Raw genomic sequence first — 20,006 nt, 5'->3', positions numbered from 1 at the left:
GCGATATGACGAAAAAGAAAATTACCGTAATTGGTAGTATTAATATGGACCTTGTCACGAAAACAAAGCAAATACCTAAGGTAGGCGAAACCCTTTTAGGCGATTCGTTTTATACGATTCCTGGAGGAAAGGGTGCTAATCAAGCGGTTGCTGCAGCTCGATTAGGTTCTGATGTCACACTAATAGGATGCGTTGGGGACGATTCCTTTGGTAGCGACCTTACAAAGCATTTATCTGATCAGGGAATTCATATCGAAAATATGAAACCGGTTACACAACAATCTACTGGCATTGCTTCGATTACACTATCCGATGGTGACAACAGCATCATTGTGGTACCAGGTGCGAACTATGCAGTGACTCCGGACTTTGTGGCAAGCCATGAAGAAATGATTGCGGGAAGTGATGTGTTGTTACTGCAGCTTGAAATTCCTTTGGAAAGTGTAATTAAAGCAGCTGAACTGGCAAATAAACACAATGTCCTTACCATTTTAAACCCTGCTCCAATTCAAGCATTACCGAAGTCTTTGCTTAAAATGGTTGATTACTTAACCCCAAATGAACATGAGCAGGAGTTACTTCTCGCTTCTTGTGATTTAAGCGAACAAGAAGAAAAGGAAATAAGAGAAAAGTGTATCGTTACTAAGGGGTCAAAGGGCGTTTCTATCTATATAGACGGTGAAGTTCTGATTCCAAGCTATAAAGTAGAGGTTGTCGATACGACAGGGGCAGGGGATTCCTTTAATGGTGCACTTGCGTACTCATTAAGCAATGGAGCAACCCTCGAGGAATCTTGCAAATTCGCAAATGTCGTTGGGGCGATTTCTGTTACGAAACTAGGAGCTCAAAGCGGGATGCCAACACTCGATGAGGTCGAAGAATTTTTACAATCACGGAAAGGATGAACGAAGATGAAAAAACAAGGAATTTTAAACAGCCATATATCTGAGGTCCTTTCAAGACTGGGTCATACAGATACGATTGTGATTGCTGATTGTGGATTACCGATTCCAGATGACACCATTCGGATTGATTTGGCTATAAAACTAGGTACTCCATCCTTTATAGAAACTCTTGATGCACTACTGCAAGACATGGCGGTCGAAAAAATAACACTGGCAAATGAAATAAATGAGTATAATCCAAATGTTAAAGGTGAAGTGCTTACTCTAACAAATGGAATTCCTGTGCAATATGTATCGCATGAACAATTTAAGGAACAAACAAAAAATGCAAAAGCGGTTATCCGGACTGGGGAGGCAACTCCATACGCAAATATCATTCTACACGCAGGAGTGATTTTCTAACATGTGCGCAAAACCAATCATTGAAATGAAGGGAATTAGTAAATCATTCTCGGCAAATAAAGTGTTAGAAAATGTAGAGTTTACAATTTTACAAGGTGAGGTTCATGCCCTAATGGGAGAGAACGGAGCCGGTAAGTCCACCTTAATGAAAATCATGACCGGGATTTATGAACGGGATGCTGGAACCATTTTTCTAAATGGAAAAGAGGTCCATTTTAAAAATGCTAAAGAGGCAGAAAAAGCTGGTATAGCTGTTATCCATCAGGAATTAAATATTATTCCACACTTAACGGTTGCCGAAAATATGTTTCTTGGAAAAGAGCTGACAGTTGGAAAGTTTGGAATTACCAGAGATAAAGAGATGAGAAACAAGACGAGGGAATATTTGAATCGTTTAGGGATTGATATAGACCCAACGCTTGAAGCAGGCCAGCTCTCAGTAGGGCAGCAGCAGATGATTGAAATTGCGCGTGCCGTTGCTGCGAAAACGGAAGTATTAGTGATGGATGAACCAACAGCCGCCCTTACGGACCGAGAAATAGAAGCGCTGTTTAAAGTGATTTCCTCTTTGAAAAATGAGGGTGTTGGGATTGTCTATATTTCTCACAGGATGGAAGAAATATTTGCAATATGTGATCGAATTTCAGTTCTGCGTGATGGTCAATTTATCGGTGTGAAGGAAATTGCTAACACTTCATTTGATGAAATTGTCAAAATGATGGTTGGCCGCCAGCTAGGTGACCGTTATCCGGAACGAGATACAAAGATAGGACCTGAGCGTTTAAAGGTAGAAGGGCTGACAAGTAAGGGAAGCTTTGAAAACATCAGCTTCACAGTCAATCAAGGTGAAATATTAGGTGTAGCCGGGCTAATGGGAGCCGGTAGAACAGAAATTATGGAAGCGATCTTTGGCTTTCGTCCGATCCAAGACGGAAACATCTCGATTGATGGAAAAGTTATGTCGATTCGGAACCCTTATGATGCTATTCGGGAAGGAATTGGATTCATCACGGAAGATCGAAAAAGTAAAGGCCTAGTGCTCGACCTATCTGTTAGAGAGAACTTTTCCCTCACCAATTTACGTAAGATTTCTAATAAAAGCATTATCTCTAAGGCTGAGGAATGGGGCTTTGCAGATGAAATGATTAAAAAGCTTCGTGTTAAGACGTCAGGCAGAGAGCAAACGGTAAAATCACTAAGCGGTGGTAACCAGCAAAAGGTTGTCATTGGGAAATGGCTGGGGATTAATCCGAAAATATTAATTTTAGACGAGCCAACCCGCGGTGTGGACGTTGGTGCTAAGAAAGAAATCTATCAGCTTATGAACGAGCTTACAAAACAAGGTGTTGCCATTATCATGGTTTCTTCTGAACTTCCTGAAATACTTGGAATGAGCGATCGGGTCTTGGTAATTCATGAAGGAAAAATCTCTGCTGTCATCGATAAAGCAAAAGCAGACCAAGAAATTATCATGCAGGCTGCGACTGGAGGGAAATAAAATTATGAAATCCAATAATTCAATTAAAAATCAACTTCAGAAACTAGGACCATTAGTAGGTTTGGTAATCATCACTGTCATCCTATCAGTAATTAGTCCCAATTTCTTAACCTTAGACAATGTCTTTAACGTATTACGTCAAGTATCCATTAATGCGCTAATTGCTTTCGGGATGACGTTTGTTATTTTAACGGGTGGAATCGATTTATCGGTAGGTTCCGTCCTGGCTCTTTCTTCAGCATTAACGGCTGGAATGCTTGCAAGTGGAATGGATCCGATCTTAACCATTTTATTAGGGCTGCTAGCGGGAGCACTAATGGGAGCAGTAAACGGTTTGATTATTACGAAAGGTAAAGTGGCACCGTTTATCGCTACATTGGCAACAATGACTGTTTTTAGAGGTTTAACTCTGGTTTATACTGATGGACGTCCGATAACAGGGCTTAATGAAAGTACGTTGGTTGAATTGATGGGAAGAGGCTATGCGGGTTGGATTCCTGTGCCAATTATCTGGATGCTTTCCGCATATTGTATTCTTTACTTTATTTTGAAGAAAACTACCTTTGGTCGTCGCATTTATGCGATAGGTGGAAATGAAGAAGCTTCTATCTTGTCTGGTATTCGTGCCGATCGCGTGAAACTATGGGTGTATTCTATTACAGGAACCCTATCAGCGCTTGCGGGGATTATCCTTGCATCACGTCTGAATTCTTCTCAGCCAACAGCAGGTGCTGCATATGAACTGGACGCAATTGCTGCTGTTGTTCTAGGTGGTACAAGCCTTTCTGGCGGGAAAGGTTGGATTTTTGGAACTTTGGTAGGAGCCCTCATAATTGGGGTTTTAAATAATGGTTTGAATTTAATGAATGTGAGCTCCTTTTATCAGCAGGTTGTTAAAGGAGGTGTTATTTTACTAGCAGTCTTGCTTGATCGAAAAAAAGCAGCATAATACTATAAATTAATATTCGGGGGTCAGTAAACTATGAAAAAATTATTTAAAGGATTAATATTTTTCACTCTTATGATGGTTGTACTCGCTGGATGTTCTACAAAAGCTCCTGAGTCGTCTGATTCAAAACAAGACGGCGATAAAGATAATACAGTAAAAATTGGTTTGTCGATTTCAACGCTAAATAACCCATTCTTCGTTTCATTAAAAGAAGGTGCGGAAGCAGAAGCAAAGGCAGCAGGTGCAGAAATCATTGTTGTTGATGCTCAAAACGATTCAGCTAAGCAGGTTAGTGATATTGAAGACTTAATTCAAAAAGATATCGATGTATTACTTGTCAACCCAACTGACGCTTCTGCCGTAACAGCTGCAATTGAGTCTGCTAACAGCGCTGACATCCCAGTCATTACCGTTGACCGCAGTGCAGAAGGCGGAGAAGTAGTGGCTCACATTGCTTCTGATAACGTAGCTGGTGGTAAAATGGCTGGTGACTTTATTTTAGAAAAGCTTGGTAACAAAGGTAAAGTAGTTGAGCTTGAAGGTATCGCTGGATCTTCAGCTGCACGTGAACGCGGAGAAGGCTTCCACAAATCAATTGATGCAGTAGCTGACATTGAGGTTGTGGCAAAACAAACGGCAGATTTTGACCGCGCAAAAGGTTTATCGGTAATGGAAAATATCCTTCAAGGTAACAAAGATATTCAAGCAATTTTTGCTCACAACGATGAAATGGCTTTAGGTGCTGTAGAAGCATTGCAAGCTGCTGGCTTAAAAGATGTCCTTGTTGTAGGCTTTGATGCAACGGATGATGCTGTGAAAGCAGTAGAAGCGGGAACAATGGCGGCAACTGTTGCTCAAAAACCAACACTCATCGGAGAACAAGGTGTTAAAACAGCTGTAAAAGTTGCTGCAGGTGAAAAAGTAGAGAAATTCATCCCAATTGAATTAGAATTAGTGAAAAAATAATCAATATTTTGCTTAGAAAGGCTGCTAACCAAGCAGTCTTTCTATTTTTTTTGTCCAAAAATAACATTTATCGTTTCCATTTGACTTTTAATAAAATTAAGAAGATAATTAGGTGAAATAAATATTAGGTAACCTAACTATTAATAAACCTAAGTAAAACGGGGTGATGGAAATAGAGAACAATCAAGATTTGGTACAGGAGTTGTTATCGACGATAAGACAATTTCCGAAAATGTTTTCAAAACAAAACCATTCGGGACAAAAACGAAGTGAAATCATGGTTTTATTTTGCATAAAAAAATCAGGAGAAAGTGAGATGAAAGTATCGGAAATCAGCAAGAGATTACATGTAAAAGCCCCTACTGTCACTCAACTTATCAATGAATTGGAAAGCAAAGGCCAGGTCGAGCGAATCACGCGCAGCTCAGACCGGCGCTCTGTTTGGATTAAATTAACGAAAGAGGGCGAAACGGTGCTCCAAAAAGCCGAGGAGGAGATTGAAAATACTTATAGTGGTTTAATTGATTATCTCGGTGAGGAAGAGACGGTTCAGTTGATTTCGACCCTTAAAAAAATGCATGTTTATTTTTCTGAAAAAATTGAGAAAGAAAATAAGGAATAACTGCTTGAACATTTTAGCGTAAGAGGAAATCTGCTCAATAAGTTTATTCCAAAGAGGCAACCACAATGAATGGAGATGGAACACGTGCTGAAATTATTCAGGACTTTAAAAATATATAAGTTTCAAGTTGCACTCGTATTTATTTTTGTATTTTTACAAGCATTCTCTGACCTATATTTGCCAAGGTTAATGGCAGATATTATCGATAAGGGTGTTGTGACCGGGGATACCAATTACATCTGGAAAATTGGTGGAGTTATGCTGCTTGTGGCAGCTGGAGGTATGGTGTGCTCGATTTTGGTCAGCTATTTCTCGGCAAAAATTTCAGCCGGTTTTGGTCGGGATACAAGAAAGAAAGTATTTACCCATGTGGAAAACTTTTCATTGCAGGAATTTGATAAGATTGGAACGGCATCCCTTATAACGAGAACAACGAATGATATTACCCAAGTTCAAAATGTTTTGGTAATGATGCTGCGCATGATGATTTGGGCACCATTTATGGCTATTGGTGGAATTATTATGGCTGTGAATCAAGATGTTGAGCTATCGTGGGTTTTTGTTGGAGTCATTCCTGTAATTGCTATAGTTATTTTTGCGGTAGCAAGAAAGGGAATTCCGTTTTTTAAAGCAATGCAAGTTAAGTTAGATCGCTTAAACCAAGTGGTTCGCGAGCAATTGATGGGCATTCGAGTGATTCGCTCGTTTAATCGAGACCAATATGAAACGAAACGATTTAATGAAGCCAACAAAGACTTAACCGAAACAGCGTTAACTGTTAACCGGATTATGGCATTTATGATGCCGGCGATGATGTTAATCATGAGCGTTTCGATTGTAGCGATTGTTTGGTTTGGCAGCCTTCGGATTGAACAGATGGCGATGGAACTTGGTGACTTAATGGCGTTTATTCAATATGCAATGCAAATCATGATGGCGCTGGTTATGGTATCGTTTATGTTTGTTTTAGTACCACGTGGGTCTGTTTCCTCAATCAGAATTAACGAAGTTCTCGAAATGAAACCAACGATTAAGGATCGTGAACAGACAAAACAAACAAACAAGGGAAACGGATTAATCGAGTTCTGTGATGTATCCTTCAGCTATCCAGGGGCAGAAATCCCAGCTTTGTCACACATATCTTTTATCGCAAAACCAGGGCAAACGACAGCGATTATTGGAGGAACGGGTTCCGGAAAAACAACTCTGTTAAGCCTTATTCCCCGTTTTTACGATTTATCAAGTGGAAGTATTTTAATAAATGGCATCGATATTCAGGAACAATCACAAGCAGATTTACGAAATAAAATCGGTTTTGTCCCGCAAAAAGCGATTTTATTTAGTGGCACAATTACTGAAAATATTCGCTATGGAAAAGAGGATGCCACCGAAGAAGAAATTCGTCATGCTGCCCAAATTGCACAAGCGAATGACTTTATTTCCGAAAAAGAGGAAGGCTATCAATCAAAAATTTCCCAAGGTGGCAAGAACGTATCGGGTGGACAAAAGCAGCGTTTAGCAATTGCTCGCGCCTTGGTGCGAAAGCCAGAGATCTTTTTGTTTGATGACAGCTTTTCTGCACTTGATTTAAAGACAGATGCAAAATTACGGGCCGCATTAAAACGGGAAACGTCTGATACGACCGTTATTATCGTGGCTCAAAGGGTCAGCACTGTTATCGATGCAGATCAAATTATTGTCTTAGAAGATGGTAAAATTGCCGGGATTGGTACCCATAAACAACTATTAAATTCGTGTGATGTATATCAAGAAATTGTATCTTCTCAGCTATCAGAGGAGGAGTCAGCATGAGTGAGAAAAATAATAAACAGCGACCTGGAGGCGGATTTGGCTTCGGTCCCGGCGGGCGTGGCCATATGGGGATGCCGGTTCAAAAAGCAAAAGACTTTAAAGGTACATTGCGGCGGCTAATCGGTTATTTGAAGCCGCAAAAATTTCAATTATTCGTTGTTTTTGCTGCAGCTATTTTAAGTACCATTTTTTCTATTGTCAGTCCAAAAGTATTGGGAAAAGCAATTACCAAACTTTTTGAAGGAATGATGATGAAATTTCAGGGGGTACCGGGCGCTGAAGTGGATTTTCAGTATATCGGAAACATCCTGCTCGTTTTAATCGGGCTTTATATTATCAGTTCCCTTTTCATGTATCTTCAACAATATGTGATGGCGGGAGTAGCACAAAAAGTGGTCTATAAATTGCGAGAAGAGGTTAATGCTAAGCTTGCAAATCTGCCGTTAAAGTATTTTGATTCAAGGACTCATGGTGAAATATTAAGCAGGGTCACCAATGATATTGACAATATAAGTAACACATTACAGCAAAGCTTAACGCAAATGATAACAGCGATTATTACGATTATCGGTGTTATCATCATGATGCTGACCATCAGTCCGTTGTTAACGGTGATTTGCTTATTAACACTACCATTGACCTTTGTTGGTACCATTTTAATTGCGAAGCGTTCACAGAAGTATTTTAAAGAACAGCAAAAAACACTGGGTGAGTTAAATGGTCATGTAGAAGAAATGTATACGGGCCATCAAATTATAAAAGCGTTTGGCCGTGAACGGAATTCAGTAGAAACCTTTGTTGGAATCAATGATCAGTTGTATCAGTCAGGCTGGAAATCACAATTTATTTCCGGTGTGATTATGCCGGCGATGATGTTCATTAATAATATCGGCTACGTGCTGATTTGTGTGATCGGTGGGATTCTTGTTACAAAAAGAACGATCGAAATCGGTGACATTCAGGCATTTATTCAATATGCACGTCAATTTTCCCAACCGATTTCACAAACCGCACAGATCGCCAATATTGTACAATCAACGATTGCATCAGCTGAACGGGTGTTTGAAATATTAGATGAAGAGGAAATCATTGAATCAGGAAATTCTGGGGTAATTGATTATCCGAAAGGAGCAGTCCGATTTGAGCATGTGAATTTTTCTTATCAAAAGGATGTTCCGCTGATTGAGGATATGAACATTGAGGTGAAACCTGGGCAGACAATCGCTATTGTTGGACCAACCGGTGCCGGAAAGACGACCTTAGTCAATCTGTTAATGCGGTTTTATGAGCTGGATGGCGGGAAAATCACGATTGATGGTGTTGACATTGCTAACATCAAGCACGAAGAATTGCGGAAAATGTTCGGGATGGTGCTTCAAGATACATGGTTATTTAATGGAACAATCCGCGATAACATTGGTTATGGGCGAATTGGGGCGACGGAAGAAGAGATTGTTGAAGCAGCCAAGGCAGCACATGCTGATCAATTCATCCGGACCTTGCCGGAAGGGTATGATACGGTGCTAAACGAAGAGGCGTCCAATATATCGCAAGGACAAAAGCAATTGCTTACGATCGCTCGGGCCATTTTAGCCAATCCAAAGATTTTAATTTTAGATGAAGCAACCAGCAGTGTCGATACACGGACCGAAATTCAAATCCAACATGCGATGGATACTTTAATGGAAGGAAGAACGAGTTTCGTCATCGCCCATCGACTCTCAACGATTCGTGAAGCTAACTTAATTCTCGTTATGAACCAAGGAAAAGTAATCGAACAAGGCACGCATGAAGAGTTACTGCATCAAGACGGCTTTTATGCCGACCTATACAACAGTCAGTTCACAACCGGAGACTACCAATCCGAACCAGCATAAATAATACTTTAATGCACTACCGAAGCGGGGGACAGTCCCTCACTGCTTTAACGCAGTGAGGGACTGTCCCCCGTTCCTTTAAAGTGATGCTGTATCGCTATTAATAGTATCGAAAAAACCGATAGCTCAGGATTGGTTCTATAGATAAATTGAATTTATAATGATGGCCCTGTTTAATATACTTATATTGAAACAACCTCAATATTTTTACAATATTCGACACATACAAAGGAGATACAACATGAAGAAACTTTTGACCTTAGTGCTTGCTGCATTGTTCATTTTTTCACTCGCGGCATGCTCAGGAAATACGAACACAGATAAAGATACTGCCAAGGATGAGCCAAAAGAAGAAACAACAAAACAAACAATTGAAGTGTTGAAAATAGGTATGATCCCTGATCAGAACGTGGCCGACCTCAATAGAAGCATGGAAAGCTTTGCCGAATATTTAGCAAAAGAATTAGATATGAAGGTAGAATTTGTCACTTCTATGGATTATGCAGCCCTTGTTACTGCTTTTGAAAGAGGCGAAATCCATCTTGCCTGGTTTGGCGGTCTTACCGGGGTGCAAGCGAGAAGCTTAGTGCCAGAAGCAGAAGCGATTGCCCAACGTCCAATTGATGAAAAATTTAAATCCGTATTTATCGCTCAAAAAGGGTTAAATATAAAATCACTGGAAGACTTAAAAGGAAAAACATTTACGTTTGGCAGTGAAAGCTCAACATCAGGTAACCTAATGCCTCGTTATTTCTTAATGGAGGAAGGTATTAATCCAGATAAAGATTTTGACGGAGCTCCAAATTATTCTGGCTCACATGATAAAACCTACAAGCTTGTTGAAACAGGAACGTTCCAGGCAGGTGCATTAAACATTTCTGTTTGGGATGCAGCTGTAGCGGAAGGGAAAGTAGATACAAGTAAAGTAGAGGTATTCTACACGACTCCTGAATATTACGATTATAACTGGACTGTAAATAAAATGGATGATGAAACGAAAGAAAAGATTAAAGACGTGTTATTAAATGTTAGCGGAGATCAAGAAATTCTTAAGCTCTTAAATACAGATAAATTTATCGAAACAAATAACGATAATTACAAAGCAATTGAAACGGTTGCAAAGGAATTAAAAATTATTAAGTAATTTGATTTTGCCATTAAAAAAGAGCAGTCATTGGATTTGCTCTTTTTTTTCTGAATATAAACCCACAATAGTACAACGTTCCACACGTTCCACCATGGCAGAAACAAAAATATTAACACTTCGGGGAAATTAGGCATGAAACACAACAGATACCTGTTGTATTAACGAATTCAAGCGTGCCGTATGTGTGAAAAGGATGGGATAATATGAAACTAATAATAAGAGGATCTATCCATTTCCTTGCGGCATTGTTTCTGTTTTTCATCATTGGAATGGACTTATCCCTATTATTGATCCAAAGCCGGTTTATCGATATGCGGTTTGACAGCGCATTTATCATAACTGCATCTATGCTTACCGGGATATGGTTCTTTTTTGCTAGGGTATTTATGAATGCAAAACCTTTGGCATTGTGGGAGCACAAGGTGTTAAGCCTTCTGTTCGTTATGCTTAACTTAGCATGGATTATGTTAAATACAATGATTGAAGGAAGCATTTCCATTCTTCCGGCCTATATGTCGAGAAAAGCTCTGTTCTTAGAGGAATCTATTTCCTTACATAATATGAACATGATGCTTATCGCAGGGGGCGTTATTGGAGTGATTATGCTAATTATCGCTCAGCGAACACCGTTAGCGCTTAAAAAAGAAATAAAAATGGATTGGGATCGCCTGACGAAAGCCAATCGAGTCGGAATGATGTCTTTCTTCGTTTTTTTACTGATTTCCTTCCTTCTTTATATTGGCCAAGGTGGAGTCAACGATACGATTAACAACGCAGTAACCTTTTTAAAAAATGCTGATGTTGAAGGCTTCCGCGATTATTTACTATCATTTGGTCCACTTGCCGCTGTTGTGTCAGGCTTATTGATGGTATTCCAATCAGTAATAGCACCACTTCCTGCCTTTGTTATTACATTTGCAAATGGGCTATTATTTGGCTGGCTGTTTGGAGCGATTCTTTCCTGGAGCAGTGCGATGCTTGGTGCCGTTCTCTGTTTCTATTTAGCTAAATTTGTCGGTAGACCGGTCGTTGAAAAAATAGTAACGAAAAAGGCACTGGATTGGTGGGATTCCTTTTTCTCTAAGTACGGAAAACACGCTATCTTTATTGCAAGGCTGTTACCAATTGTGTCCTTTGATTTAGTCAGTTATGCTGCTGGAGTTACCTCTGTTTCCTTTTGGCAATTCTTCTGGGCAACTGGATTAGGTCAGCTTCCGGCAACGATTGTATATTCTTTTCTTGGTGAAAATGCAACTAGCACTGTGAAAATCCTGTTCTTCCTATTTACGATTGTGATTGCCTTATCCGTAATCGGAATGCTGGTCCGACCAAAGATTCAAGCAATCCTTAAAAGTAAGAAAGAGGTAAAACGATAATGCAGAAACACAAAATCCACCAAAGGTCTTCTTTTGTACAACAAGGATTGAAGATTCTCATCAGTGGGAGCTTAATGGTTTGGCTAATTAGTAGGATTGAATGGGACGAAGCCCTCCAGTTAATGAAGGAGGGCTCTGTTTTCTATTTTGTCGCTGCCTTTATCGCTATTCAACTGACGGTTGCGTCTAGTGTTTGGAAATGGCAGCTGCTTATTCACTCTTCTTTGAAAAATAAAGACCGTGACAACATCTCATTTTTGAAATTGGGGCGATACTACTATATCGGCTTATTTTTTAATAATTTTCTGCCGGGAAGTGTAGGTGGAGATGTGGTGCGGGTCCTTTCGTTAAGTAGACATGTTGGGATGAGTCATGCGACAGCATCAGTTGCTTTTGAAAGATTAACAAGCGGAGCGGCACTTACGGCAATTGTCCTTATCGCAAGCCTATTTATGGACAGCCTCAGGCCATTTCTTGTGCCTATTTACGGAGCTTCAGCCATCATTATTGTTCTCTTGTTATTGTTGGTTTTTTTTATAAAAAAGTCAGGTAAGGGTGATAACGAAAGCAACATATTGCAGAATTCACCTCAAAAGCTTACGAATGCTATCAATAAACTTAAACAAGTAGTAGGAAATATCGGTGAAACAGCTGGGAATTATCGCCGTGAAGGCTGGCGCTGGTGGCTTGTTATCGGGGTTCTCTCCCTATTATTCCAGGTTGGACTTGCCTGGATTAATCAACTATTATTTCTTGGGTTTCGGGTTGAGGTGGGTTTGCTTGACCTATTAGTGATTATTTCAGTCATCTCATTTATTACAATGGTGCCTTTGAGCCTAAATGGAATTGGAGTTCGTGAGGCAAGCTATGTACTTTTCTTTCAGGAGCTTGGCATACCAAACGAAATTGCCATTTCGGTATCATTATTATTTTTTATACAAGTTACACTTTCAAGCCTTGCCGGTGGTTTATTCTGGCTTTCAGAAAGGAGGAAACCAGTTGAAGCTATCAGGGAACAGATTTATTGAATCGATTGTGACCCAGCGTGCGAAATACATGGTTGATTCGATTGAAGGTGAAATACCGTTTACACCCTTTAAGAAATTGGCTAATGAAGCAAGGATTGCCCTCATTACGACAGCAGGTGTTCATTTGAAGACTCAGGAAGTATTTGAGGTTGCAGCAGGTGATCCATCTGTGCGCTTTATTCCGGCTGAAACGGATGAAGACCAGCTTATGATTAGTCACACCCATTTTGACCGCACTGACGCTGATGAGGACATTAACTGTGTGTTTCCATTAACCCGTCTGAAGGAGCTGGCTGCTCATGGATGGATAGGGAGTGTAGCTCCAACACACTATGGCTTAATGGGATATATCCCAAATACAACTCCGTTGTTAGAGGAAACGATCCCTTTGATTCTAAAAAATCTAAACGACGAAGCGGTTGATGCGGTTATTTTAAACCCCGGCTGATATATATGCCATCAATCCGTGGGATTGATTCAATATGCGATTGAAAAAGCAGGAATTTCTACGATTTCAATTTCTCATTTATTAGATTTGACCGAGAAAGTAAGAGTTCCACGTGCTCTTCATTTGCGTTTTCCACTCGGAAGGAGCTTTGGTCGGGCCGGAGAAGTTGAACTGCAAAGGGAAATCCTCCTTGATTGTATCCGATATTTAGGGGAGATAAAAAGTCCTGGAACGATTCAGAAACTCCCTTACAAATGGAAAGGGAGAAGGAAATAATTGCAACTGATAAAAGCTGTAAAGGAAGGAAGTCAAAAATGATATTTATTAAAAAAATTGGGATAGTGCTTGCTGTTTTGTTGGTATTCCTAAGTGGATGTTCAACAACAGATAACAGCAAGGATTCGCCAGAAAAGAAAACAGAAAAAGCCAGCTCAGTTTTAGAGCAGGACTGGGAGAGAATTGCTGCCAATGCCAAAGGAAGTTCGGTAAATATTTATATGTGGGGCGGAGATGAAGGAATTAACCGCTACATTGATGAATGGGTTGCCCCTAATTTAAAAGAGGAATACGGAGTAATCGTAAAACGCTATCCTATGGATGCAACGGAATTCATCAATAAGCTATTATCAGAAAAAAAGGCAGATAAAGCGAGTGGTGAAATGGACGTAATATGGGTCAATGGCGAGAACTTTAAAACAGCAAAGGAAAAAGGACTTCTCCTTGGTTCCTTTACGGAAAAATTACCCAACTTTAAACAGTATGTCGATGGTGACAGTCCAACTGTTAAATATGATTTCGGCTATCCGACAGAGGGCTATGAAGCTCCATGGGGCAAGGTTCAATTTGTTTTTTCCTATGATTCAACTAAAATCTCAGAGCCGCCAACATCGATAGCAGAACTAGAGGAATGGGTCAAACAAAACCCTGGAAAATTCACCTATCCTGCGCCGCCTGATTTTACCGGAAGTGCTTTTATTCGCCATATCTTAAATGAAACTAGCCCGGACTACACTCAATATTTAGAGAAATTCGATGAATCATTAATTACCAAGGATGCGGAAAAAATGTGGAACGTATTGAATCGCATCGAACCATATTTATGGCAGGAAGGGAAATCTTATCCGCAATCAGTGGCACAGTTAGACCAGCTTTATAAAAACGGAGAAGTTTGGATGACGATGGGGTATGATGAGGCTGGCGCATCGAATTTAATTGCCAGCGGTGAGTTTCCAAAATCAACAAAGACCTTTGTTCTTGAAAAAGGAACATTATCAAATACCCATTTTTTAACGGTTCCATATAATTCGCCAAATCCAAGCGGTGCTTTAGTGTTAATTAATTACCTATTATCACCTGAGGCTCAGCTTAAGAAAATGGATTTGCAATATTGGGGTGAGAATACGTCACTTGCCGTTGATAAATTACCTGAAAAAAATCAAGCCGAGCTAAAGAAAATCGATCGTGGCTCGGCTACATTAGCTGAAGAGGAACTAGCTAAGCATCGAATTCCTGAAATCGGTGCTGATTATGTTCAATTGCTTGAACGGGGCTGGATGGACCATGTTGCTAATAAATAAACTGAGACTATTTATAAATAAGAATAAAGGGCTGTTGGGGATTCTCCCAGCCTTTATTTTTGTTTTGTTCTTTTTGGGGATTGGAACAATTCAATCATTAATGATTAGTTTGGGTGCTCAACCAGAATTTTATGGAGAACACGGCTTGTTGGGAGTATACAAAGAATTATATAATGTCTCCTTTATTCGTTCATTAGGAATAACTGCAGGAATTGCATTATTAGTTTCAATATTGTCAGGTCTAATAGGTTTGTTTGCTGCCTTACTATTAGCTTCTGCTTCTTATAAAAGACGATGGATGCATGTCGTTTTACAGCTGCCTATCGGAGTCCCTCATTTATTAGCTGGCTATATGCTGACCCAAGTATTCATGCAAACAGGATGGTATTCGCGGATTTCTTTTCGGTTTGGCTGGATTGACACATTTGAGCATTTTCCCTCGCTTATTCACGACGAGTGGGGAATTGGAGTCATAATCGCCTATTTGTGGAAGGAAATACCGTTTATTGTGCTCCTGACGTATCCATTTGTTTCAAAACAAATGGTATTGTTCCAGGATACTTCAAAAATTCTTGGTGCGAGTTTCATGCAAATGGTCCGTTGGGTCATTGTCCCGATGGTGATGCCAATATGGGTGGGCGGCATGTGGATTGTGTTTGCTTTTACATTAACTGCCTATGAAATTCCTGCGCTGCTTGCAAGCACTTCACTTCATCTTGTTCCGGTACTCGCTTGGCAGGAATATACGCAATTTGGTTTAGAGCGGCAGCCGCTGGCTATTGCAATGAATCTAGTCCTAGCTGGAGTATCATTTATCATCGGCATCTTTCTAATGTACCTGCAAAAGAAGTGGTATGAGGAAGGGAGAAGGGTATGGAAGGATTAGTACGATTAAAAAAAGTCCCAAGCATGGTATTTTTCTTTTTACTCAGTTTATTTATCGTTCTTCCATTCATCACCTTAGTGATTTGGAGTGTTACAAAGCTTTGGCCATGGCCATCCCTCTTACCGGAGACGTTCAGCTTTGATTCTTGGAACTATCTTTTTTCAAAGTCTGGCAGAGCTTTTGAAGGTTTATTTAATAGTTTGGTTGTTGGGGGGATAACCGTTCTCGGGAATATTTTGTTAGGGTTACCGGCAGCAAAAGTCCTCAGCCGGAAATCATTTTTCGGTAAAACATTTGCTTTTATCATGCTTTTATCACCACTTTTTATCCCCGTTACGGTTGTTGTAATGGGGTTACATGAAATAGCAATTCAGATAGAGTTTTTAAATGATTATATTCTTGTTGCAATCGCCCATATTTTCATTACACTGCCCTATTTTATCACGATGGTTGCCTATCAGTTTCTGTTGATGGGGACGAAAATGCAGGAGGCAGCTAGGAGCCTCGGTGCCAGTGGACGGCAAGTATTTATATGGATTGAGCTCCCGCAGCTTTTCCCCGCATTGCTGTTGGCTCTTGTCTTTGTAAGCATCATTTCATTCAGTCAGTATTTACCCACATGGATTATGAGTGGGGGGACATTGATGACACTCCCATTAATTATCTTTCCTTTTGCGAGCAGTGGGAATGCATCAATCGTGGCAGCATATAGCATTTGGTTTTTTCTCCCGATTATGGTACTCGTACTTGTTTATTTTTTTATAACCATCAAATTGCAAAAGAAAATAGAGGGTGAATAAGTGAAGCTAGATCAAGTAGTAATTGGATATGGTGAGCAAACGATTATTGATTCAGTTGATTTAACCATTGCTAATGGAGAAACTTTTGTGTTGATGGGTCCTTCAGGAAGCGGTAAATCCACTCTTTTAAAAGGAATCGCCGGGTTATTGCCGCAACGTTCAGGAATAATGGATTGGGGAAGTGGGAAAGGGACAACCGGTTTGGTTTTTCAAGAACCAAGATTATTCCCCCATTTAACCGTGATGGAAAATTTAGCTTTTGGGTTACGGGCAAAAGGAATGCCACGGAAAGAACGAATAAAAAGAGTTAGTGAGTATCTAGAAGTTTTACAATTGCAGGGGCTTGAGAATCGGTATCCTCATCAGCTTTCAGGAGGGCAACAACAGCGGGTTTCTTTAGGACGAGTTCTTGTTTTGAAGCCTGATCTACTTCTACTCGATGAGCCATTTGCTTCATTAGATCCTCCGCTTCGGGCTCAATTAACAGAATGGTTGTACCAATTACAAAAGGAACAGGGATTTTCGATCCTTTGGGTTACTCATTACCTGGATGAAGCTTATGCTGTTGCAGATCAGGTTGGTGTAATGATGGACGGGAAAATTCTGCAAGTTGGCAAGCCTCGTGACTTTTTCCAAAAACCTTGTTCTGAGAAGGTAGCTTCTTTTTTCTCATTATCCAATCGATTCCCTTTAGAAATATGGAAGCAATGGTTACCAATTAATATAAATGAAACTAACCAAGAGGAAATGGGCTGGATTCCGGCAAATGAATTATATCTTTGCAAGAGTGAGGCGCAAGAAACTCATCAGTTTGAAAAAGTGGTCTGGATTGAGGGAGTTGTTCACCGAGTTAAACATGAAACAAAAGGACAAGCAGTTTTCGTTGATTGTTTGGGAGTCAAATTTGAAATCCAAATTAATGTGTTTGGGGAGATTCCAAATATCGATGAAATCGTAAAGGTTGGTGTACCGACCAACAAAATCATATGGTATCCAAAATAAACTGTCATTTTACTGAGGTGTTGGAAAAAATGCTTGATACACATGGGCGATCGATCGTACAGCCATCAATTGAAAAAACTGGGAAGTTCTTGTTGAAAATTGGACTAAATGCTAATCACGTGACTGTGATTGCACTGATTGTGGGGATTTCTGCAAGTTGTTTAGTCTATTTTGGAATGCCAGCATGGGGTGTAGTAGTACTGTGGATTTCTGGTTTTCTCGATGCAGTGGATGGAAGCATGGCGAGACAAAGCAATACTTCTTCTTCATGGGGAACGGTACTTGATGTTACCTTCGACCGGGTTGTAGAGGGGGGGATTTTAATCGCTCTGGCACTTCGTCATCCCGATCCAGCGATACTATTTTTATTTCTACTACTGGCAATATCGATTATTTTTACGATGACGATTTTTTTGACCGTTGGTGCGGTGTCGGATAAACAAAGCTATAAATCATTCTATTATCAGCCTGGATTAGCGGAACGAACCGAAGGGTTCATCTTATTTTCGTTGATGGTCTTGTTTCAGCCACATTTAAAGTTATGGACAATTGTTTTTCTTGTGGTAGAGATTGTAACAGGACTTCAACGGCTCTTAGAGGCTAAGCGAATATTAACGGATTAATAAAATGCATTAGGGAAAAGCTGGCTTAGAATTGGGTTAAACCCAGCTCTAAGCCAGCTTTTTTATGCTTAGACTATGTCGACTGCCTTTTCAATAAATAATTTTGCGATCATCGAAAGGGTTTTATTTTTATTATAAACGAGATAAAAATAGCGTTCATCGTCAAAATCTTCGATTTCTTGCATGTTGATTAGATTGTTGTTGGAGTAATCTCTTGCAGCAATTTCGGAAATAATTGAGATTCCGATGTCTTGCATCACGTATTGAATAAGGCTTTGCCCATCATCTGTAAAGGCAATAATATTTAATTTATCTTTTGCAATATGATGTTTTTTCAAATATCTCTCTAGAATCGCATTCGTTCCGGATCCTGAATTTCTCATTACGAACGGAAAGTGAAGGATATCATTTATCCTTACAGGGTTTGCAATTTCAGTGTGCTTCGATGTGATCAAAACCAATTTTTCCTTTAGCAGCGGAATATAATGGAGCCGATCACTTTCGTATTTTTCCCCTATGATGCCAAAATCAACAAATCCATTGAGTACTTTATCCGCAACAAGCTTAGACGACGACTGATTAATATGAAAGGTGACATGGGGATAGTCTGTTCTAAACTGTTTCACCATTTTTGGCAAAATAAACTGTCCGGGGACAGAACTGACTGCAGCTCGAATGATTCCGCGAAATTCCGCCACTCCTTGATTCAGGTCTAGCAGGGCTTGGTCCTTTAATAACAATATCTTTTGGGCCCATTGGTATAATCGTTCGCCATGAGGAGTAAGGATGATTTCTCGGCCGACCCGATCAAAGAGATTCACATTTAGCATTTTTTCCAATGCGTGTATATGAGAACTTACAGTTGATTGGCTTAAAAAGATGTCGTCGGCTGCTTTTGAAAAGCTTCGATGTTCTACGACTTTTGAAAAAACTAGCAGTTGATGAAAATCCATGTTTATGCCCCTTTACTTATCGAAACATTCGATAAATATGAATAGATAAAATGAATCGATTTGTCTTTTTAAGAATATCATTATTTTTTAATAATCGATAACTTTTTTTACAAACGTATGGAAGTGGACTTTTGTAAAATTGATGGATTCTAACTAGATTAAGAACCCAGCTTCACCTCTATGAATAGGATATAGGCATAGTAAAAAACTCTGTAAGTATTAAGATGTTGAAAAAGGAGTTGATTCGGATGAGTCAAAGGAAGCCTCTTTCAGGTTTCAGAAAAGATGACAATGGTGTTTTATGGATCTCAAATTATGTGAGTAACGCAAAATTAAAAGTAAATTATAAAGTGAATGCTTTATTGCATTATGAGCAATCACCTTTTCAGCAGATTAGCATTGTCGACACAGTTGCATTTGGAAGAATGCTAGTATTGGATGGAACCCCGCAAGTATCGACATATGATGGATTTATTTATAATGAAATGATCAGTCATATTCCGATTGTGACCCATCCAAATCCGAAAAAGGTAGCAATGATCGGGGGTGGTGATTGTGGTCATGCACGCGAGGCTATGAAGTACGAGGGAATTGAACAAATCGATGTGGTGGAGATTGATGAGCGGGTTACCGAATTATGTAGAGAATGGCTGACGCCCGCTGATGGAAAGGATCAAAGATTAACAATGATTCATCGTGATGGGTTTGATTGGATTAAAGAGCAGAAAGGAAGTTATGATGTGCTCATGATTGATCGACCAGATCCCGTTGGACCAGGAAAGAAGTTGTTCAATCAGGAATTCTACCAATATGTTTTTGACGCACTTTCAGATGATGGAATCGTTGTCTTTCAATCAGGTTCACCATTTTATAATCAATCCATCTTAAGAAGAACTGTTAACAATTTGCGACCCCTATTTCCAGTCTGTCGCACTTATCTAGTGTTCATTCCTCTTTTTCCGTGTGGAATGTGGAGTTTTACTTTAGCATCAAAGAAATACGATCCACTTCAAGCGGATCTTAGCAAATTACAACATCAGGATACCAAATACATCACTCCAGAGATTTTTTTAGCATCCTTTTCGTTACCCAAATATGTACAGGAGCTATTCGAAGAAAAAGCTTGATTAGTAGA

The 20,006-nt window shown here is 39.8% G+C and carries 19 protein-coding genes; 18 read left to right on the top strand and 1 reads right to left on the bottom strand.

Features of this window, described 5'->3' with window-relative positions; all coding sequences use genetic code 11:
• Positions 1-5: 5 nt before the first annotated feature.
• From rbsK to ACI48O_RS00195, 17 genes are all read left to right on the top strand, one after another.
• A complete protein-coding gene (gene rbsK, locus ACI48O_RS00275) occupies positions 6-905 on the top strand; it encodes a ribokinase (RefSeq protein ID WP_435559689.1) in 900 nt (299 codons plus the stop codon).
• 6 nt (positions 906-911) lie between these two features.
• A complete protein-coding gene (rbsD, locus tag ACI48O_RS00270) occupies positions 912-1,307 on the top strand; it encodes a D-ribose pyranase (RefSeq protein ID WP_435559688.1) in 396 nt (131 codons plus the stop codon).
• Between the two features lies 1 nt (position 1,308).
• Positions 1,309-2,805, top strand: a complete 1,497-nt coding sequence (locus ACI48O_RS00265) for a sugar ABC transporter ATP-binding protein (RefSeq protein ID WP_435559687.1) — start codon at positions 1,309-1,311, stop codon at positions 2,803-2,805.
• 4 nt (positions 2,806-2,809) lie between these two features.
• A complete protein-coding gene (locus tag ACI48O_RS00260; RefSeq protein ID WP_435559686.1) occupies positions 2,810-3,754 on the top strand; it encodes an ABC transporter permease subunit in 945 nt (314 codons plus the stop codon).
• A 33-nt stretch (positions 3,755-3,787) separates the two neighbouring features.
• On the top strand, positions 3,788-4,720 hold the full coding sequence (gene rbsB / locus ACI48O_RS00255) for a ribose ABC transporter substrate-binding protein RbsB (protein ID WP_435559685.1): 933 nt from the start codon (positions 3,788-3,790) through the stop codon (positions 4,718-4,720).
• 166 nt (positions 4,721-4,886) lie between these two features.
• Entirely contained in the window at positions 4,887-5,342 is a 456-nt protein-coding gene (locus tag ACI48O_RS00250) for a MarR family winged helix-turn-helix transcriptional regulator (RefSeq protein WP_435559684.1), read from the top strand.
• A gap of 84 nt (positions 5,343-5,426) precedes the next feature.
• Complete coding sequence (locus ACI48O_RS00245; RefSeq protein ID WP_435559683.1) at positions 5,427-7,154, top strand: ABC transporter ATP-binding protein; 1,728 nt, start codon at positions 5,427-5,429, stop codon at positions 7,152-7,154.
• The gene (locus tag ACI48O_RS00240; protein ID WP_435559682.1) at positions 7,151-9,031 is read left to right on the top strand and encodes an ABC transporter ATP-binding protein; all 1,881 of its coding nucleotides are present in this window, start codon (positions 7,151-7,153) and stop codon (positions 9,029-9,031) included. Before ACI48O_RS00245 ends, ACI48O_RS00240 begins: the two co-directional genes overlap by 4 nt.
• 241 nt (positions 9,032-9,272) lie before the next feature.
• Positions 9,273-10,175, top strand: a complete 903-nt coding sequence (locus tag ACI48O_RS00235; RefSeq protein ID WP_435559681.1) for a putative selenate ABC transporter substrate-binding protein — start codon at positions 9,273-9,275, stop codon at positions 10,173-10,175.
• A gap of 206 nt (positions 10,176-10,381) precedes the next feature.
• Complete coding sequence (locus tag ACI48O_RS00230; protein WP_435559680.1) at positions 10,382-11,554, top strand: TVP38/TMEM64 family protein; 1,173 nt, start codon at positions 10,382-10,384, stop codon at positions 11,552-11,554.
• Complete coding sequence (locus tag ACI48O_RS00225) at positions 11,554-12,582, top strand: lysylphosphatidylglycerol synthase transmembrane domain-containing protein (RefSeq protein ID WP_435559679.1); 1,029 nt, start codon at positions 11,554-11,556, stop codon at positions 12,580-12,582. The genes ACI48O_RS00230 and ACI48O_RS00225 overlap by 1 nt, the downstream gene beginning before the upstream one ends.
• The gene (locus ACI48O_RS00220) at positions 12,554-13,306 is read left to right on the top strand and encodes a glycine/sarcosine/betaine reductase selenoprotein B family protein (RefSeq protein WP_435559678.1); all 753 of its coding nucleotides are present in this window, start codon (positions 12,554-12,556) and stop codon (positions 13,304-13,306) included. The genes ACI48O_RS00225 and ACI48O_RS00220 overlap by 29 nt, the downstream gene beginning before the upstream one ends.
• A gap of 38 nt (positions 13,307-13,344) precedes the next feature.
• Positions 13,345-14,607: an ABC transporter substrate-binding protein gene (locus ACI48O_RS00215; RefSeq protein WP_435559677.1), complete on the top strand. Its 1,263-nt coding sequence runs from the start codon at positions 13,345-13,347 to the stop codon at positions 14,605-14,607.
• Positions 14,591-15,493: an ABC transporter permease subunit gene (locus tag ACI48O_RS00210; RefSeq protein ID WP_435559676.1), complete on the top strand. Its 903-nt coding sequence runs from the start codon at positions 14,591-14,593 to the stop codon at positions 15,491-15,493. The genes ACI48O_RS00215 and ACI48O_RS00210 overlap by 17 nt, the downstream gene beginning before the upstream one ends.
• Positions 15,481-16,293 carry an ABC transporter permease gene (locus ACI48O_RS00205; protein WP_435559675.1) on the top strand — a complete coding sequence of 271 codons (813 nt, stop codon included), beginning with the start codon at positions 15,481-15,483 and terminating at the stop codon, positions 16,291-16,293. Before ACI48O_RS00210 ends, ACI48O_RS00205 begins: the two co-directional genes overlap by 13 nt.
• Positions 16,294-17,295 carry an ABC transporter ATP-binding protein gene (locus ACI48O_RS00200; RefSeq protein ID WP_435559674.1) on the top strand — a complete coding sequence of 334 codons (1,002 nt, stop codon included), beginning with the start codon at positions 16,294-16,296 and terminating at the stop codon, positions 17,293-17,295.
• 29 nt (positions 17,296-17,324) lie between these two features.
• Positions 17,325-17,918, top strand: a complete 594-nt coding sequence (locus ACI48O_RS00195; protein ID WP_435559673.1) for a CDP-alcohol phosphatidyltransferase family protein — start codon at positions 17,325-17,327, stop codon at positions 17,916-17,918.
• Positions 17,919-17,986: 68 nt separating this feature from the next.
• Here the strand turns inward: ACI48O_RS00195 and ACI48O_RS00190 are convergent, their stop codons facing one another.
• Complete coding sequence (locus tag ACI48O_RS00190) at positions 17,987-18,871, bottom strand: selenium metabolism-associated LysR family transcriptional regulator (RefSeq protein ID WP_435559672.1); 885 nt, start codon at positions 18,869-18,871, stop codon at positions 17,987-17,989.
• Between the two features lie 248 nt (positions 18,872-19,119).
• On the opposite strand from ACI48O_RS00190, the gene speE reads away from it, so the two are divergent.
• Entirely contained in the window at positions 19,120-19,998 is an 879-nt protein-coding gene (gene speE, locus ACI48O_RS00185) for a polyamine aminopropyltransferase (protein ID WP_435559671.1), read from the top strand.
• The last annotated feature ends 8 nt before the right edge of the window (positions 19,999-20,006 follow it).

It is taken from the genome of Neobacillus terrisolis (assembly GCF_051233475.1).
Taxonomy (GTDB): Bacteria; Bacillota; Bacilli; order Bacillales; family Cytobacillaceae; genus Bacillus_BU.
The sequence above is the reverse complement of the archived record's forward strand: the minus strand, read 5'-3'. Positions and strand labels throughout refer to the sequence as shown.

What these genes read in the sequence shown, in the direction of transcription:
- ACI48O_RS00235 (WP_435559681.1), top strand. Translation starts at nt 9,273, where the DNA reads ATGAAGAAACTTTTGACCTTAGTGCTTGCTGCATTGTTCATTTTTTCA.
- rbsD (WP_435559688.1), top strand. Translation starts at nt 912, where the DNA reads ATGAAAAAACAAGGAATTTTAAACAGCCATATATCTGAGGTCCTTTCA.
- ACI48O_RS00265 (WP_435559687.1), top strand. Translation starts at nt 1,309, where the DNA reads ATGTGCGCAAAACCAATCATTGAAATGAAGGGAATTAGTAAATCATTC.
- ACI48O_RS00215 (WP_435559677.1), top strand. Translation starts at nt 13,345, where the DNA reads ATGATATTTATTAAAAAAATTGGGATAGTGCTTGCTGTTTTGTTGGTA.
- rbsB (WP_435559685.1), top strand. Translation starts at nt 3,788, where the DNA reads ATGAAAAAATTATTTAAAGGATTAATATTTTTCACTCTTATGATGGTT.
- ACI48O_RS00240 (WP_435559682.1), top strand. Translation starts at nt 7,151, where the DNA reads ATGAGTGAGAAAAATAATAAACAGCGACCTGGAGGCGGATTTGGCTTC.
- ACI48O_RS00210 (WP_435559676.1), top strand. Translation starts at nt 14,591, where the DNA reads ATGTTGCTAATAAATAAACTGAGACTATTTATAAATAAGAATAAAGGG.
- ACI48O_RS00230 (WP_435559680.1), top strand. Translation starts at nt 10,382, where the DNA reads ATGAAACTAATAATAAGAGGATCTATCCATTTCCTTGCGGCATTGTTT.
- ACI48O_RS00195 (WP_435559673.1), top strand. Translation starts at nt 17,325, where the DNA reads ATGCTTGATACACATGGGCGATCGATCGTACAGCCATCAATTGAAAAA.
- ACI48O_RS00190 (WP_435559672.1), bottom strand. Translation starts at nt 18,871, where the DNA reads ATGGATTTTCATCAACTGCTAGTTTTTTCAAAAGTCGTAGAACATCGA.
- speE (WP_435559671.1), top strand. Translation starts at nt 19,120, where the DNA reads ATGAGTCAAAGGAAGCCTCTTTCAGGTTTCAGAAAAGATGACAATGGT.
- ACI48O_RS00250 (WP_435559684.1), top strand. Translation starts at nt 4,887, where the DNA reads ATGGAAATAGAGAACAATCAAGATTTGGTACAGGAGTTGTTATCGACG.
- ACI48O_RS00225 (WP_435559679.1), top strand. Translation starts at nt 11,554, where the DNA reads ATGCAGAAACACAAAATCCACCAAAGGTCTTCTTTTGTACAACAAGGA.
- rbsK (WP_435559689.1), top strand. Translation starts at nt 6, where the DNA reads ATGACGAAAAAGAAAATTACCGTAATTGGTAGTATTAATATGGACCTT.
- ACI48O_RS00260 (WP_435559686.1), top strand. Translation starts at nt 2,810, where the DNA reads ATGAAATCCAATAATTCAATTAAAAATCAACTTCAGAAACTAGGACCA.
- ACI48O_RS00205 (WP_435559675.1), top strand. Translation starts at nt 15,481, where the DNA reads ATGGAAGGATTAGTACGATTAAAAAAAGTCCCAAGCATGGTATTTTTC.